Genomic DNA, 14237 nt, shown 5'->3' with positions numbered 1-14237 from the left:
AAAGATGAAAAAGATAACCTACATATTCATATTTCTAGGGCTTCTCTCATTCTCTTGTTCGGAGGATTATTTGGAGCGGGGTTCCTTAACCCAATTGGCAGAGGGTAATTTCTGGCAGAATGAGCAAGATGCCTTGCTAGGCATCAATGGTATCTATGAGGTGCTGCAAGATAGAGTGCTGTATAGTGGTAACCTTAACGGAATCGCCGGATTGCCTCAGCACGATAGCTTTGCAGACAATACCTTCAACAATTACAAGTTTGAAGGTCCGGGAAATTTTGTAGAAGGCAGGGCTGACCCTTCTTATGGTTTTTTCAATTCCTTTTGGACTTCACTCTACAGGGGGATAGGTCGGGCCAACAATGCTTTGGCTAACATCCAAAGAATCCCGGATGAAAATATCGATCAAGCCAATAAAGATGCTTTGATCGGTCAGGTACGTTTTCTTAGAGCGTTATTCTATTTCCATCTGGCAGTTTATTTCGAGGATGTCCCCTTGATTGAGGAGTTTCAGACTTTGGAAGAAGCTTATGTGCCCAAGAATAATTATTCCGAAATACAGGCTTTTATCAATCAAGAATTGAGGGAAGCTGCGGAGGTACTTCCGGTAAGTTATCCCGCGACACAGTTTGGCTATGCGACTAAAGGAGCTGCATTGAGTTTGCTGGCTCGATTTGAATTGTACAATAAGAATTATGCCGAGGTGGTACAGTTAACTTCCGAAATCATGGGTTTGGGCTACTCGCTTCACCCGGATTATGGACATTTGTTTACCGAAAATGCCGAGCAGTCGCCTGAGATTGTTTTCTCGGTGAGATTTATCCAAGATCAGACTAATAATGGAGAAACCTTTTCTTCGACTTTCTTGGGTATTCCTAAAGTAAATGTACAGCCCATGCCAAACATGGTGGATGCCTATCTGGCGGCCGATGGTTTGCCTATTTCAGAATCACCATTGTACGATCCATCAGACCGAAGGGCAAACCGTGATCCTCGCCTGGGTCATTCGGTTTATTTCGAAGGAGATATTTTCCTACTCTACCTCAATCGTCCATTCAGAGGAAATACAGCTACCCGATTTGGCTTGAAAAAATACGTCCGGAACGATGTCTCTGCTGAAGGAATCGCTCCTGGTGCTCCGGGGGGACAGGACTTTTATGTCATCCGATATGCTGATGTGTTGTTGATGAGAGCGGAGGCTTTGGCTGAAACAGGACAACTAACAGAGGTGTATGACCTAATTGATCAGATAAGAGTACGAGCTGGTATGCCAACCGTAACAGAGGTCAATGGTACGAATCTGAGCCAAGAGGAACTGTTGGATTTGGTAAAGCTGGAGAGAAGAGTGGAATTGGCATTTGAAGGACTTCGGTTCTTTGATGTGAAGCGCTGGGGTGAGGTAGAAGAAGCATATGCCCGAGCCGCGGCTGACCCGGTAGGTCCTTACAATCCTGAATACAGAGGACGAAGGTCTGAGGTGTTTGCCTTGCCACTTTCGGAACTGGATGCCAATCCGAATTTGGTTCAGAATCCTGTCTGGAATTAATTAATTAGGGTTTTTACATAGATAGATACACTGCTCCTGCCTCTGGCGGGGGCGGTGTTTGGTTTTTCAAATGAAAAAATTCAAAGCATTCGTATTTCTATTTTACGCCTTGGCTGTCACTGCTTTTGCGCAACAAGGCCCACCCAATGTCGTGATCATTTTAACCGATGATCAGGGCTATGGGGATGTAGGCTTTAATGGAAGTAAAGAAATACCCACGCCTAATATCGATCGAATCGCTAGCAATGGCACCGTCTTTACCAATGGCTATGTTTCTTATGCTGTCTGCGGACCTAGTCGGGCGGGTTTAATTACCGGTCGGTATCAGGATCGTTTTGGCTTTTCGCGTAATCCATTGATAGCTCCAAATGACTCCACGATGGGTTTGCCTCAATCCGAGGAGACCCTTGCTGAAATGCTGAAAAAAGCAGGTTATCGGACGGGCGTTTTGGGGAAGTGGCACTTGGGTGCTCACGAAAGCCAAAGACCAAATCGACGAGGTTTTGATGAGTTTTATGGTTTTCTTTCTGGAGGCCATCGCTATTTTCCAGAAGAATATAGCTATCAAGACCTAACTGAGATCAAGGCCCAGTTTGATGCCTATCGAACCAAACTACTACGAAATGAAGAGCGAGTAGAGGAAACCGAATACCTGACCGATGCGCTTTCCCGCGAAGCGGTGAGTTTTGTGGACCGAAACCAAAATCAGCCGTTTTTTCTCTATTTAGCTTATAACGCACCGCATGCCCCCATGCAGGCTACCCAAAAATACCTGGATCGATTTCCGAATATCGCCGATGAAAAACGTCGGACCTACGCCGCGATGGTCTCGGCAGTGGACGATGGGGTAGGGGATGTGTTGGATAAAATCGAGGAACTGGGATTGACTGAAAATACGCTCATCTTTTTCCTTTCTGATAATGGCGGACCAACCAAAGACAATGCGTCAAGCAATGCGCCGCTACGAGGATTCAAAGGAGATTTCTTCGAAGGAGGAATCAGAGTGCCCTTTGCTGTACAATGGAAGGGAAAAATCCCCGCTGGAGCAAGCTACGAATACCCGGTGATCTCGCTAGACATCTTTGCCACTGCCGCCGCTTTGGCATCTGTAAATCCCAAAAATGAATTGGATGGGGTGAACTTGATTCCCTACCTGACAGGACAAAATCCAGGCAGGCCTCATGAGGCTTTGTACTGGCGAAATTACGATGCAAAGCGATTTGCGATTCGACACTTGGATCAAAAATTAATCACCCTACCTGACCGGAGATTTCAGTTTAATCTGAGTTCGGATTGGAGTGAAAAGCTGAATTTGGAGCAAAAAAATCCATCGCTTTCCGAGCGACTCCAAGGATTGATTGAGACCTGGAATGAAGGCTTGGAACTCCCCCGGTTTTTGGGTTTGATGCAGGATAAAGAATATTCCCGCTTAAATCCAGACCGATTTGAAAAGAAATAAAAATTCAATAAACCCATTTCTGTGAACCTATTTTCCTATTACCGATTGCTGTTTTCTGCATTCTTTCTGACTTGCTCACTCAGTACTTCGCTCTTTGCCAAAGATTATTATTTCCATCCCCGGTTGGGCTCGGATGCCCGGTCCGGCTTGACTGCCGAGGAGGCTTTTCAACATTTATCTAAAATCCAAAGCTTGGAATTGAAACCCGGAGACCGGATTTTATTGGCTTCTGGAGAAGAATTCAAAGGCAGTATTTTGATTGACAAAATCAAGGGTACAAAAGAAAATCCGCTTTTGATCCAGTCTTATGGTGACTCGGATATTCCTTTTGCGCTGATCAATGCAGCCGGAGAAGAAGCTGGAGTTTTAATCCAAAATTCGGCATTTATTCAAGTGAAAAACCTTCGGATTCAAGCAAATGGAAAAGGGAAAACTGAGAGATCTTTACCCATGCGGGTTGGAGTTTTGGTGAGATCCACTCAAGGGAATTCGACAAGCAATATTGTCTTGGATAAACTGCAAATCGAGCAGGTATTTTATGAATCGTCGGGCTTTCAACGTGGGGCAGATGAAGTCAAAACGGCCAATGGAACCCAAAAATACGGCTGGGGAATCCGATTGATCGCCAATGGGCAAGATCAGGAAATTGAACAGGTGGAGATCAAAAACTGTCAAATCCGAAACCTGGCGCACACTGGTATCAAACTCACCGGAAACAATCAGCAATCCATCCGAAATATTTCCATCACAGGGAATCAGGTAGAGCAAGTAGGAGGGCCGGGTATTCAGATGTCCGGAGTCAAATTTGTCTATGTGGCAGACAATCTGGTGAGCCATTCAGGCAGTAACGACGATAGCCGTAAGTGGGGAAGAGGAAGCGGTCTTTGGACCTGGGGCAGTTCGATGGTGATGATCGAAAAAAACCAATTTCTTTATGCCAATGGCCCCGGTGACTCTGCAGGCGCCCATATTGATTTCAACTGTGATAATATTATTCTGCAGTACAATCTGAGCGCGTACAATGCAGGAGGCTTTTGTGAGATTCTGGGGAATAATTATAACTGTGCCTACCGCTACAATATTAGCGTCAACGACGGACACCGAGTCAAAGGCGAAAATGGTGCTTTTCAGGAGGGCAAAACCCTTTGGTTGAGTGGCTACCAAGGAGGAAAGAAGCCGAGAAAAGGCCCTATCAATTCCTATATTTACAACAATACCATCTATGTGGGCGAGGATATTGTTTCCAAAATCGCCATCGACAATCGCTCAAAGGGCGTTTTGATCGCCAATAATATTTTCCATATCGAAGGAAAAAGCCAACTCGTGGCTGGAGACCAATACAAACCCGATGATGAATCTTCACGTGCGCTGGAGGATGTGTTTTTCAAAAGCAACCTTTTCCTCCATGCCGAAAACTGGCCCAAACAAGCCCTGATCCAACCCGAAAGGTTTCAGATTGGAAATGTAGAATTTATCAACCCGGGAGGAATGGAACTCAAGGACTACATTCCTCAAAAAAGCAATTTACTCAAAGGTATTGCTATTCCTTTTCTGCCTTCAGACCAATTTGGATTGGTCAATGGAATGGACTTGGAACACGATATTTTAGGAAATCCCTTAGGAGAAAATCCGGGCATGGGAGCCATTAAATTGATAGAGAAGCCATGAGAGAGCAACGAATAATCCTAGTGGGCTTCTGCTTGATTTTGTCAGGTTTAGGACTTGTCGGCTTTCAGACGGATTTTCAGCATTTCTTTCCCGGAAAAGAATGGAAGGATGATCAAGGGGTTCATATCAACGCACATGGCGGAGGATTTTTGATCCATGAGGATATCTATTATTGGTTTGGAGAGCATAAAATCGCAGGCAAGGAGGGGAACAAAGCCCATGTTGGAGTTCGGGTTTATTCTTCAAAAGATCTCTACAATTGGAAGAATGAAGGCGTGGCACTGGAAGTGCATGATGACCCGAATTCTCTGCTAGTCAAAGGCTGCGTGATCGAGCGTCCCAAAGTCATCTACAATGAGAAGACCAAAAAATTTGTGATGTGGTTTCATCATGAATTAAAAGGCCAAGGCTACGATGCGGCATTGACCGGAGTGGCGGTCAGCGATCAGGTTACGGGTCCCTATGCCTACCTCGAAAGTGTCAATCCCAATGCAGGAATCTGGCCGGAAAATTATCCGGATAGCTTAAAGTCCAAGCCTGTAAATTTGGATGAAATGGAAGCTTGGTCTGCAGAGTGGAGAGCTGCAGTAGTGGACGGAATTTTTCTAAGAAGGGATTTTGATCGAGGCCAAATGGCTCGGGATATGACACTTTTTGTGGATGATGATGGAAAGGCCTATCACTTTTTCTCTTCGGAAAACAACCAAACCCTCCATGTGGCCGAATTGAGTGAGGACTATTTAAGCCATACGGGGCGCTATACCCGAGTCCTACCCGGACAGCAAAATGAAGCTCCGGCAATTTTCAAAAAAGAGGGAAAATATTACATGTTTTCCTCGGGACTCACCGGCTGGAAACCCAATCCCGGGAAATCTGCCGTGGCCGATCACCCTTTGGGTCCCTGGACCCCTTTGGGTAATCCAACTCGAGGAACAGAAGAAGAAATGAATACCACCTTTTGGTCACAAAGTACCGCGGTGATTCCTGTATTGGGTAAGGAGGACGCTTTTATTTTCGTCGGAGATCGATGGACCCCGGAGAATCCCATTGATGGGAAATACATTTTCCTTCCGGTCCAATTTGAAGATTCCAAACCTATCATTCGTTGGCAAGATCAGTGGGATTTGTCTTTTTTTGATCAGAATGAAAGCACAGATGAATAAGACCATAGGCATATTTTTATTTCTGATCTCAGGCTTCATTTTGAGCGTTTTTGCCCAAGAGCAAAAACCCAACATCATTCTGATTTTGGCAGATGATCTGGGTTATGCCGATCTGAGTCTGACGGAGAGTAATCAGATTCAAACTCCCAATATTGATGGTATTGCACATAAAGGGGTTCAGTTTACACAGGGCTATGTTTCGGCACCTGTTTGCAGTCCTTCACGAGCAGGACTTTTGACTGGCAAAAATCAGGTCACCTTTGGCTATGACAATAATCTGGCGGAGAATCAACCGGGTTTTGATCCTGCATTTGCCGGCTTGCCGGTGGAGCAAAAAACCATAGCCGATAGACTAAAGGAAGCCGGGTATGCAACGGGCTTGGTGGGGAAATGGCATTTGGGTTCTCAAGAGCAGTTTCACCCGCTCAATCGAGGTTTTGATGAGTTTTGGGGATACCTAGGAGGCGGACATCATTATTTCAAATCCGAGGTTGCTGGAAAGGGCTACTTGGCACCTTTGATCAGTAATTACAAAGAACCTCAAGCGATTACTTATTTAACGGATGATAAAGGAGACGAATGTGTGGATTTTATCCGTCGGCATCGGGATGAACTCTTTTTTCTCTTTGCCTCATTCAATGCTCCACATTCGCCTTTACAAGCTACCGAAGCCGATTTGGCTTTGTTTGCAAACATCGAAGATTCCGATCGAAGGACCTATTTGGCCATGGTTCATCGATTGGATCAAAATGTAGGTAAGATTCTAAATGCACTCCAATCTGAAGGTTTGGAAGAAAATACGATTGTGGTTTTTCTCAGTGACAATGGTGGACCCGTGGACAGCAATGCTTCCCTCAATGCGCCTTTTAACGGTCAAAAGGGGATTTTACTCGAAGGTGGACTGAGAGTGCCTTTTCTGATGAAGTGGCCAGCCAAAATCCCCGCCAATTCCCAATACGATCAAGCTGTCACTTCCCTGGATTTGATGCCTACCTTTTTGAAAGCAGCTGGGATACCTGTCCAAAATGAACAGCTGGATGGCGAAAATCTGTTGCCTTATGTTTTGGGAGACAAAAGTGAAGCTCCCCACCCCAGTCTAAAATGGCGGTTTACCATCTCAGCGGGGATATTGGAAAATAATTGGAAATTGATAAGATTACCAGATCGGCTGCCCCTGCTTTTTGATCTTTCCATAGATCCCTCAGAGCTTGAAAATCTGTCCTTGAAGCATCCTGAAATCACTCAAAATCTGCTAAAAAAACTGGGCGATTGGGATTTAGCTTTGCCGCATCCGCTCTTCTTAGAAGGTGCCGAATGGAAAGCCCGACAGCGGGATCTTTACGACAGGTCTTATTCTTTGACACAACCCAAGAAAAATTAAACTATAATCTATGCAATCGAGCAAGAAACAGACTTCATGCATTTCTATGAGCCTAAGCCTTGCTAGATTTCAATTGGTTAGTAAACATTAATAGATAAATCGATGAAAATAACCCAGACATTCTCACTTGCAGGTTTGCTTTCCGGGCTGCTCTTTTTCAGCTGTCAGGAGGCCAATAATAAAGAAGAGACCCAAGAGGTAAAACCCAATATCGTATTCATCTACCTGGATGATTTGGGCTATGGAGATGTGAGTGCTTACGAAGCCGGTACTTTAGAAACTCCCAACATGGACCGGCTTGTGGATGGAGGAGTGAAATTTACCAACGGCTACGCTTCCTCAGCGACTTGCTCACCTAGTCGCTATGCGATTTTGACGGGAACGTATCCTTGGCGAAATGAAAACGCAAAAATTCTCCCCGGCACCGCCCCGCTGTTGATCGACACCGCACAATACACCTTGCCCAAAATGCTGCGGGAGCAGGGCTATGCTACTGGGATCGTAGGCAAGTGGCATTTGGGCTTAGGAAGCGGAAATGTGGACTGGAATGAGGAAATCAATCCGGGTCCCAATCAGGTGGGCTTTGATTATTCCTATATTTTGGCGGCAACTCAGGATCGCGTTCCGACGGTGTATATCGAGGATGGGCGTGTGGTCAATTTGGATCCCAATGATCCCATCGAAGTGAGTTATGATGAGAATTTCCCGGGTGAACCTACGGCTATCGATAATCCAGAACTAGTGGAAATGAAATGGCATCATGGTCACAACAATAGCATCGTCAATGGTGTTCCCCGGATTGGTTTTATGAAAGGCGGCGAGGCAGCCAAGTGGAGTGACGTGGATATGGCAGATCACTTCCTGGAAAAAGCACAAAGCTATGTCAGGGAAAAGGCCGCAGCCGATCAGCCCTTCTTTTTATACTATGCCTTGCAGCAGCCTCATGTACCGAGAACTCCCCATCCAAGATTTGAAGGGAAATCCGGCATGGGGCCTCGCGGAGATGTGATTTTGGAGGCAGATTGGGTGATAGGTGAATTTTTGAAGACGCTGGAGGAAGAAGGGGTTTTGGAGAATACGCTGATTGTCTTTAGCAGTGACAATGGTCCGGTTTTGAATGATGGCTATTACGATGAGGCGGTGGAGAAATTGGGAGATCATACCCCGGCAGGCCCGCTTCGTGGAGGGAAATACAGCTTGTTTGAAGCAGGGACACGGGTGCCTTTTGCGACTTATTGGAAAGGGAAAATTCAGCCTGGAGTTTCGGATGCCTTGGTGACCCAGATTGATTTGATGGCTTCGATTGGGGCATTGATTGGAGTCGAATCAGAGGCTCCGGATAGTCAGAATTTGCTTGCAACTTTTATGGGTGAAAGTCAGGAGGAGCGTTCGGAATTTGTCTTGGAGGCGACTACCAAAACAGCCCTAAGACAAGGAGATTGGGTGATGATTCCACCCTATCCCGGTCCAGCAGTCCAAAATCAGGTCAATATCGAATTGGGAAATGCGGAAGGCTATCAACTGTACGATTTGTCCGAAGACATTGGTCAGCAAAACAATCTGGCGGAAAGCAATCCAGAGAAGCTTCAGGAAATGATACAGCTATTTGAGCAGATTCGTGGTACGGGCGCCGGAAATGTGGAGCAATTAGAGTTGAAATAAGGGGATTAATTACCGAGGTTAAAAAACCATTCGTGCATTCGTGGTCTCATTTTTTAGCCACGAATGCGCGAATTTGATTTTTTGAATCGAAATGTAGGGTTAGGTTTTAAGCCTCAGCGAGGCGTTTTGATGATAGCCTCAGGTGGAGGAGGGTGGAAACAGAGCTTCGGAGAAGCGATTTGATTGGATTTCACCAATACGAATTAATTCGTTTTTAAAGGAAACAAACCTAGGCGATCTCTTTCTTCACGTCCGAAAGTGAGAAAAAAAATCAGACATTTCCCGTCAATCCCTCGTTTCCCCCTTTTTCTTTTCTCCAATTCCCATATCTTTAAGAGTCAGTTTTCATATTTTTAGAGGAAGACTAAGACCAACAACAGAATCAAAGAATGGCCAATAAAAATTTGACGGCTGCCAAAAGGGCAAAAAACGACGAATTCTACACCCAATACCAGGATATTGAGAAAGAGATCAATGCCTATCTTGATTACAACCCAGATGTATTTCGGGGTAAAACCATTCTTATGCCCTGTGATGACCCAGAGTGGAGCAACTTCACCAAATTCTTTGCGCAGAACTTTGAGCGCTTTGGCTTAAAGAAGCTGATCAGCACTAGCTACGCCGTGGATAGCAAGCTCTACAAAGGCGGATATCAGGTGACCATGTTTGAGGAAAGTGCTGCACACTACGATGCCAAAAAAACCAAAAAGCACGGCAAGATTTTCACCCTAGACCATGATAGCAGTGGTGATGGTAAAATCGATGTAAATGATCTGGAATGGCAATACCTCGAAGGGGATGGGGACTTCAAAAGCCCGGAAGTAAAAAAACTCCGGGATGAAGCCGATATCATCATTACCAACCCACCTTTTTCTCTATTTCGTGATTTCTTGACTTGGATCATGGAAGCCGGAAAGCAGTTTGTCATTATTGGCAATATGAATGCTATTACTTACAAAGAAGTATTTCCATTGATTATGAACAATAAGATGTGGTTAGGAGCAACCGGTAATGGCAATGACATGGTTTTTGCAGTTCCTGAAGGAACTGAGGTGGATGAAAAAGATAGACAAAAAGCGGCAAGAATGGGTTACATAGGCGATTATACCCGTCTTGGAAATTCTTGCTGGTTTACTAATTTGGATCATGGTAGAAGACACCAACCTTTACAATTAATGTCTATGGCCGATAATAAAAGGTTTAATAAAAAAGTCCAAAAAACCATTTTTGCATTTGAAAAATATGATAACTACGACGCTATTGAAGTTCCGTTTACAGATGCAATACCGAAGGATTTTGAGGGAATTATGGGGGTTCCAATCAGTTTTTTAGATAAATATTCTCCTGAACAATTTGATATCGTTGGGCTAACAAAAACTTGGTTCGGAAGTGCTAACAAAATATATCCTCCCCAAATCCAGGTAAGTTCAAATGGAAAGAGAAGTGAGGTCACCAAGTTAAACGATGGAGCTACTTTGAAAGTAAAAGAAATTCCAATTGGACAAACTTATTACATCGTGAATGAGGATGCCTTTATCCAAGTCTACGCTAGAGTTCTCTTAAAACACAAGAAATCACAATCATGAAAACTACCCTAAAAACTGATATTACGATAAAGGATATCTGTGAAGGCTTTGTTTACAATGAGTTGGAGGGAAAGGGATTATTTGGATTAGCGGGTAAGCTCACCATACAGCCTGAGTATCAGAGAAACTACATCTATGCCGATGGCAAAAAGGATGTGGCTGTAATCGAATCGATTTTGAAGGGCTATCCCTTGGGCTTGATCTATTTCAATACCGTCAGTCCGGGGAAGTATGAAGTACTAGACGGACAGCAGCGGATCACCAGCTTTGGACGATACGTGACGGGGAAGTTTGCCATCATGGATGAGCGCGGCATGCCCCAATACTTCGGAGGTCTAGCCGCTGATATGCAGCAAAAGATTCTTAACACCAAACTGCTCATCTATGCCTGTGAAGGGGAAGAAAGTGAAATCAAAGAATGGTTTAAAACCATCAATATTGCCGGAGTGCCTCTGAATGATCAGGAATTGTTGAACGCCGTGTATTCGGGTCCCTTTGTTACACTTTTAAAGGAAGAATTCAGCAACTCTCAAAATGCCAATGTGCTTAAGTGGAGCGCCTATATTTCTGGCACGGCCAATCGACAGGATTTTTTAGAACGGGCATTGGATTGGGTAAGCCAAGGTTATATTGGAGAGTACATGAGTCGGCATCGTTTTGATACTTCGATTTTACCAGTCAAAACGTATTTCAATACGGTGATCGATTGGGTTTCGGGTGTATTTATCGATGTGGAGAAAGAAATGAGAGGTTTGGAATGGGGTAGAATTTATGAAACCTATCGACGAAATCCCTACGATCCAAAAAAGGTATCTGAGGAAGTGCACCGACTCTATGCCGATCCCTATGTGAAAAACCGGAGAGGGATATTTGAATACATACTAGGCGGAATGGCAGATGCCAAACTGCTGGATGTACGTGTATTTGACGAAGCCACCAAGCGGACTGCCTATGCTAAGCAGAAAAAGGAAGCAGAAGCCAAAGGAGTTTCTAACTGTTCCTATTGCGCCATCGGTTCAGAATCCAATAAAACTAAAATCTGGGCTTTTGGTGATATGGACGCCGACCACGTCACCGCTTGGAGTAAAGGCGGTGCCACTGACTCATCAAACTGTGAGATGCTTTGTAAAAGTCATAATCGAGCAAAGGGGAATAGTTAATAAAATAAAAATAAAATGGCTGAAAAAGAGTCGGAAGGGAAAATATATTTCCCATTTAGTTCATATGATTTCTTTGGATATTTAATTCCTGGAGGAATATTCTTTCTAACAGTTTTCATTTTTGATTATTGGGCGTATGATTCGATGACCTTTAAGCATAACCCAATTTGGACACTAGTTAGATTGTTTAAACCAATCAGTGAAAACAACCACCTTAACACGTTTGACTCTATTGCATTTATTTTAGCCTCACTATTAGTGATCTATGTAATAGGCCATATTATAGCTGCATTATCAAGTTTTTTTATTGATAGAATGCTAATAAAAAAGGGGCATTTTTACCCTATTAAATCAATTTTAATAGGCCAAAGCAGAAATGACGAGGGTGAAAAATCAATAAAAGGACTATTTGTTCTATTTAATTTATCCTTAGGGCTTTTATATGGATTATCATCTGTTTATTTAGCAATTGCATACTCGGTATATAAACCGATTACATTATATTGGCACATAATATTAGGGGTGATATTTTTTCTTTTAATTTATTCTTTTGTATTTATGTTTAGTTACAGCTTAACTTTAAAGTTTACTCCAAAATTTTACATAATTTACAATTGGCTTCTAAACCGATTGAAGTCGGTAATAGGCAATGATGATGAACTGTCAAAAAAAACCCTAAAAAGGTATAAAAAATTTTTAAAATATGAATTGAAAATCAAGCCAAGAAATATATCTTCTGACCCATATTGGTTCTCCTATAGCTATATCATGCGGAAATCTCCATCTTCAAACAAATTATTAATAAACTGGTTACATCTTTATAGTTTTTCGAGAAACCTATCAACAGGTTTTTATCTCTCATTTCTATATTGTACTCTTAGCATTGGTTTTAATTCTCATTTCGTTCAAACAAATTCATTTGGCGAAATTTACAAATTCAAAGTTCTGGTAGGTATTTTAATCCCATTAACTTATTGGATTTTATCAATTTTATTCTTATTGAGATTTTATTATTTATATCGATCTTATTATAGTAAATACGTGATAAGAGCTTGTGTTTTTTTATATGATCAATCTAAGAGAAATTCTGAATTATAGATTCTTAAAACAACAAGTATGAACCTAGGCCGCTTACGACAAGTCGAATTAAAAGAAATCTGGAAGCATGAAGCTTACAATTTTACCACTTGGCTGGCAATGCCAGAAAATCTAGAATTGCTAAGTGAGGAAATTGATATTGAACTTTCTTTGATTGGGATCGAACAATACGTAGGAAGATTTAAGGTTGATATTTTTGCTGAGGAATCTGTAGGAGGCAGGAAGGTAATCATTGAAAATCAATTAGAAAAAACAAATCATGACCATCTAGGAAAATTAATCACTTACGCCTCGGGGCTTGAAGCAGAAATTATTATTTGGATTGTAAAAGATGTGTTGGAAGAGCATCGTCAGGCTATAGATTGGCTAAATGAGCATACAGATGAGCATATCAACTTTTTTGCTATCCGAATGGAAGTTTGGAAAATCGGAAATTCTGATCCAGCACCTAAATTCCATATCGTTTCAAAGCCAAATGATTGGAGCAAATCAGTCAAGTCATCTGTTCAAAGCGCTGAAATCACGGATTTGAAGGCTCTTCAACATAAGTTTTGGGAGGGATTTAAAGAATACGCACAAAAGAAAAGTTGGAAATTAAGGTTGAGAAAAGCCTATCCACAACATTGGTATGACATTGGTTTTGGTAGATCAGACTGTTATATTTCTCTTACCTTAAATTCACAAAAGAACGAATTAGGATGTGAAATTTATATACCTGATTCTAAGGAGACATTTGATTCTTTCTTAGCACACAAAGAAGAAATCGAATCAAGGACCCATACCTTGGATTGGATGGATCTTCCTACAAAAAAAGCTAGTAGAATAAAAAAGGTCATTTCTGGAAATATTGAAAAAGAATCCAAATGGGAAGAATATTTTGAATGGCTGGGTTCACATGCTTTGGAGTTCCAGAAGGTTTTTAGTGAGTATTAAGTTTATGGTTCGTTGATTATGATAAAGCTTCTAGACTTCATTTTTAAAATAAAATACTTTAGAATGCCTATTTTTTTCTTTTAATAGGTCCACCTCATTTAAGGCTTCAATTTGAGTTTGTTTAGTTTTCTCCTGTATTGAAATCTGCTTTGTTATTTCTTGAGCTTGGATTGCTTTGGTTTTTTCTTGTTCTCGAACCTGAAAAAATAAGGTTATATGATTAATCAGAGAACAGTTGAAGATTAGGATTGAAATTATTACCCCCGTCTAGGAGTAGAATTATGGTTGGGACTAGGTGTAGATTGCCTACCCTTCAATCTGGCCCAATCCTATAATGATTCAACTGAATCATTTATTTACGGATTGTCCTGCTTTTATATTTTTTGGAATCCCATTTCCCACAAGTTCAACCGCCTTCGGGGTTGTTCCCCACCAAGGTTTGTGGATCGATCAAACCCCCGGTTCCACCGGGGGCTATTCAAAGGTTCGATCCTTACAGGATCGTTTTAATTCCATAATGTGTTTCAAATAATGACCCTGGCAGGGGTCAAACCTTGAATAGCCGCGGGTGAAACCCGTGG

At 42.5% G+C, this 14237-nt stretch carries 10 protein-coding genes; all 10 read left to right on the top strand.

What is annotated here, in order from left to right:
* The first annotated feature begins 4 nt into the window (after positions 1–4).
* The 10 genes from BLQ57_RS10845 (at position 5) to BLQ57_RS10800 (ending at position 13656) form a co-directional block, all read left to right on the top strand.
* The gene (locus tag BLQ57_RS10845; protein ID WP_087939388.1) at positions 5–1546 is read left to right on the top strand and encodes a RagB/SusD family nutrient uptake outer membrane protein; all 1542 of its coding nucleotides are present in this window, start codon (positions 5–7) and stop codon (positions 1544–1546) included.
* 70 nt (positions 1547–1616) lie between these two features.
* Positions 1617–3005, top strand: a complete 1389-nt coding sequence (locus tag BLQ57_RS10840; protein ID WP_087939387.1) for a sulfatase-like hydrolase/transferase — start codon at positions 1617–1619, stop codon at positions 3003–3005.
* Positions 3006–3026: 21 nt separating this feature from the next.
* A complete protein-coding gene (locus tag BLQ57_RS10835) occupies positions 3027–4673 on the top strand; it encodes a right-handed parallel beta-helix repeat-containing protein (protein WP_240507797.1) in 1647 nt (548 codons plus the stop codon).
* Positions 4670–5836: a glycoside hydrolase family 43 protein gene (locus BLQ57_RS10830; RefSeq protein ID WP_087939386.1), complete on the top strand. Its 1167-nt coding sequence runs from the start codon at positions 4670–4672 to the stop codon at positions 5834–5836. The genes BLQ57_RS10835 and BLQ57_RS10830 overlap by 4 nt, the downstream gene beginning before the upstream one ends.
* Positions 5829–7217, top strand: a complete 1389-nt coding sequence (locus tag BLQ57_RS10825; RefSeq protein WP_087939385.1) for a sulfatase-like hydrolase/transferase — start codon at positions 5829–5831, stop codon at positions 7215–7217. Before BLQ57_RS10830 ends, BLQ57_RS10825 begins: the two co-directional genes overlap by 8 nt.
* 102 nt (positions 7218–7319) lie before the next feature.
* Positions 7320–8879, top strand: coding sequence for a sulfatase family protein (locus BLQ57_RS10820; RefSeq protein ID WP_087939384.1), 1560 nt, complete (start codon positions 7320–7322; stop codon positions 8877–8879).
* 389 nt (positions 8880–9268) lie between these two features.
* Entirely contained in the window at positions 9269–10465 is a 1197-nt protein-coding gene (locus tag BLQ57_RS10815; RefSeq protein ID WP_087939383.1) for an adenine-specific methyltransferase EcoRI family protein, read from the top strand.
* Positions 10462–11625, top strand: coding sequence for an HNH endonuclease family protein (locus tag BLQ57_RS10810; RefSeq protein ID WP_087939382.1), 1164 nt, complete (start codon positions 10462–10464; stop codon positions 11623–11625). Before BLQ57_RS10815 ends, BLQ57_RS10810 begins: the two co-directional genes overlap by 4 nt.
* 15 nt (positions 11626–11640) lie before the next feature.
* Positions 11641–12723 (top strand): hypothetical protein, encoded by a 1083-nt coding sequence (locus tag BLQ57_RS10805; RefSeq protein ID WP_092824085.1) that lies wholly within the window; start codon positions 11641–11643, stop codon positions 12721–12723.
* An 18-nt stretch (positions 12724–12741) separates the two neighbouring features.
* Complete coding sequence (locus BLQ57_RS10800; RefSeq protein WP_087939380.1) at positions 12742–13656, top strand: DUF4268 domain-containing protein; 915 nt, start codon at positions 12742–12744, stop codon at positions 13654–13656.
* The last annotated feature ends 581 nt before the right edge of the window (positions 13657–14237 follow it).

It is taken from the genome of Algoriphagus faecimaris, from assembly GCF_900101705.1.
Taxonomy (GTDB): Bacteria; Bacteroidota; Bacteroidia; order Cytophagales; family Cyclobacteriaceae; genus Algoriphagus; species Algoriphagus faecimaris.
The sequence above is the reverse complement of the archived record's forward strand: the minus strand, read 5'-3'. Positions and strand labels throughout refer to the sequence as shown.